Genomic DNA, 3,104 nt, shown 5'->3' on the forward strand with positions numbered 1-3,104 from the left:
GGCCCGCTGCCCGGCAGCCGGCGGCGGACGGCCTCGACCGCGGCGCGCAGCGGGTTCGGCCCGGCCAGGGTGGCCGACTCGAGCAGGCCGCTGATGAGCAGCGCACCGAACGGGTGGTCGCGCAGCGGCTCGCTGCCCTCGACCCGTCGGTGCGGCACGCGGCGCGACACAGAGAGCTCGGCCAGACGGTCGAGGAGCGTGGTCCGTCCGCTGAGTCGTCGGCCACGGATCTCGATGCTGCGGCCCTCCTCGAGCGCCGTCGTCATGCTCTGCTGTTGTCGTCCTGCCACGTCCACGTCGCAGTCCCCCTGTCTCCTGTGACTCGTCGGCAAGCATGCTCCCCCGGCCGACGCAGGACCAAGCGCGCCACTACGCAAATGGATGGACGGCCTACGCAAGTTCGTGCCGCGCTGTGGACCCGTGCGGCGCCGGCGCACCAGGGTCTCGGGGGAGACCAGCACCCCGCCGCGGACGTCGTGGAACGGCGGCAGCGGGTGCCCGCACGTGGAGCAGGACGGGAAAGAGGTCACCGTGGGAATGACAGGAAGCATCGTGCGCCGCATGGTTCGCGGGGCAGCCCCGGCTGCCGTCGCCGTCGCGCTCGCGGTCGGGGTCGCGACGCCAACCGCGTCGGCCGAGGCCGCCGGTGCCGTCGCGTCGGACCGGGGAGACGCCACGAGCGTCTACGCCGACGGTCCGGGTCCGTACGAGGTGGCGTCGACCGCCACGCTCGGCGACTGCCGCCTCGTCCAGCGCTGGGTCCTGCAGCTCGCCATCGGCGACGCGGACCCCCGCTGCAGCAACGCCTTCCCCTACGGCTTCGACCAGCCGATCAGCTCGATCGTCTACTACCCGCAGGACGTCCCGGGTGACGGTCGGCTGCCCGTCGTCGACTTCGTCGGCGGGATCTTCTCCGACGTCGGCAACTACGACACCCTCGCGCGGCACTGGGCGAGCCACGGGTTCGTGGTGACCGTCTCGTCGGACTTCGTGAACTCCAGCCCGGAGATGCACCTGCTCGGGCTGGCGACCGCCCGGCGGCTCGACGCCGACCCGACGTCGCCGCTGCACGACCGGGTCGACCTCGGCCGGGTGGTGCTCGCGGGTCACTCGGCGGGCGGGGCCGCCGCGCTGCAGACCGCGAGCGTGCCGGCCGACCTGCTGGCGCGGCTCGACCCGCGGCTGCGGGTCAGCGGGACGCTGGCGATCGAGCCTGGTCCCGGCGCTCTCGGCTCGACCGTGCGGACGCCGGTCCTCGTCCTCGCCGGCGCCCGGGACACGACGGTCCCGGCCGGCTCCTGGCCGCTGCTCACCCAGAGCGGACTCGTGCGGTCGGTCCCGGGCTGGTTCGCGACGGCACGGACCGCCAACCACTTCAGTCCGGTGCGCACGAACCTGGCGGACAACGAGTTCGCCGGCATCACCACCGCGTACCTGCTCTACCGCGGCACCGGCGACGCCGAGGCGAGCACCTTCTTCGAGGGCGCCGACTACCGGCTGGCCCGCGACAGCACCTTCATCACCGAGCGGCTGAACCCGCTGCACGTCCGCAGGAACGCCGCGGCAGGCGCGCTGTGAGCGAGCTGCGTCCCCACCGGGGGAGAGCGCGGTCGCCGGACCCCGACACCGCCCACCGAGAGCTCCTCTCGGACGCCGCCGGAGGACGACCGACCGTCCTGCGGCACACGAGCACCACCGTCTTGAAAGGACGACACCGATGACGCAGGACACGACACGACAACGACGACAGCGGCGCAGGCGGACGACCATCGCCGGCACCGCCCTCATGGGCCTGGGCCTGACGATGGCGGCGCAGTCCGCGATGGCCGAGGACGAGCCGGGGGCCTTCAGCGGCGCCGTGCGCAACTACGGCGTGTTCGCGGGCGCCTCGCTGCTGGACAACCGCATCAACCTGCGCGCCAACGTCGCGGAGGGCGTCGCGGTGGCCGACAGTGCAGGCCTGAGCCCGTACCAGGGCACCGGGGTCGGCTCGTACGCCGTCCCGTCGACGATCGCGAACGACCCGGAGTCGCGCTCCTACGCCCGGGCCTCGCCCATCGGCGCCGGTGCCGTCGGGCTGAACCTGCAGATCGTGAAGGCCGAGTCGGCGGCGACCACCGTCGTCGACGGCCAGCGCGACGACCAGGACTTCGGCAACCTCACCATCCCGACCCTCGGGTCGCTCGAGGCCTTGACCGGCGCCGCGGAGGCGCGCTGGAACGCGCAGACCGTGGCCCAGGGTGGTCGTCTCTCCTACGCCGAGACGAACACCGGCAAGCTGACCCTCATCGACCCGACCCTCGGGTTCCCGCTGCCGGGCTCGATCTTCCCGGTCGGCGAGGCGGACCTGGGGCAGAACACGAGCGAGGTCAGCCTCGTGCCCGACAGCGCCATCTGCCCCGACGGGCTGGCGCTGCAGAGCGAGGCGACCTGGAACTTCGCCGACATCCAGCTGTTCGACGGGCTCGTGGCCGTGTCGTGGGGCGGTGACGCCGGTGGTCCCGACGACATCGCGCGGATCGTCGCGAAGGCGAACGGCAAGCCGGCGGGCGCCACGCTGGAGGTCCCGGAGCTGCCGGACATGCAGATCAAGATCGGTGACGCCGCGCTGAAGCTCGAGCCCGGTCTGTCGATCGAGCTCAGCCAGGTCTTCAACGGCTCGCCGGTGGGCGAGTCGCTCAGCCGGCTCGTCGACGGCGAGCTCAACTACGGCGGCATCACGAACGTGGTCGAGGCGTCCGACGGCACCCACGCCGCGGGGTCGATGAACGGGCTCACGGCCGACCTCACGATCGCGCCGATCCCGGGCGTCGCGCCGAACGGCCTGGGCTCCGCGGAGCTCGGGTTCGAGCGGGTCGACGTCGACGCCAAGGCCGCGTCGGGCGGCATCAACTGCACGGGCGGCACGGACAACTCCGGGACCGACAACTCGGGCACGGACAACTCCGGGACGGACAACTCCGGGACGGACAACTCCGGGACGGACAACTCGGGGACGGACAACTCGGGGACGGACAACTCGGGGACGGACAACTCGGGGACGGACAACTCGGGGACGGACAACTCGGGGACGGACAACTCGGGGACGGACAACTCGGGGACGG

The 3,104-nt window shown here is 72.5% G+C and carries 2 protein-coding genes and 1 pseudogene; 2 read left to right on the forward strand and 1 reads right to left on the reverse strand.

The features are described from left to right. Positions 1-266 (reverse strand): hypothetical protein (locus NH339_RS17710; protein ID WP_253027316.1); only part of this gene is annotated, 266 nt, incomplete at its 3' end. Positions 267-561: 295 nt separating this feature from the next. Here NH339_RS17710 and NH339_RS17715 point away from each other — a divergent pair. Together NH339_RS17715 and NH339_RS17720 are read left to right on the forward strand one after the other, a co-directional pair. After that, a complete protein-coding gene (locus NH339_RS17715; RefSeq protein ID WP_253027317.1) occupies positions 562-1,578 on the forward strand; it encodes an alpha/beta fold hydrolase in 1,017 nt (338 codons plus the stop codon). 139 nt (positions 1,579-1,717) lie between these two features. Beyond that, positions 1,718-3,104 (forward strand): annotated as a pseudogene (locus tag NH339_RS17720) (hypothetical protein); the annotation flags it as partial.

Source organism: Aeromicrobium sp. CnD17-E (assembly GCF_024124745.1).
Taxonomy (GTDB): Bacteria; Actinomycetota; Actinomycetes; order Propionibacteriales; family Nocardioidaceae; genus Aeromicrobium.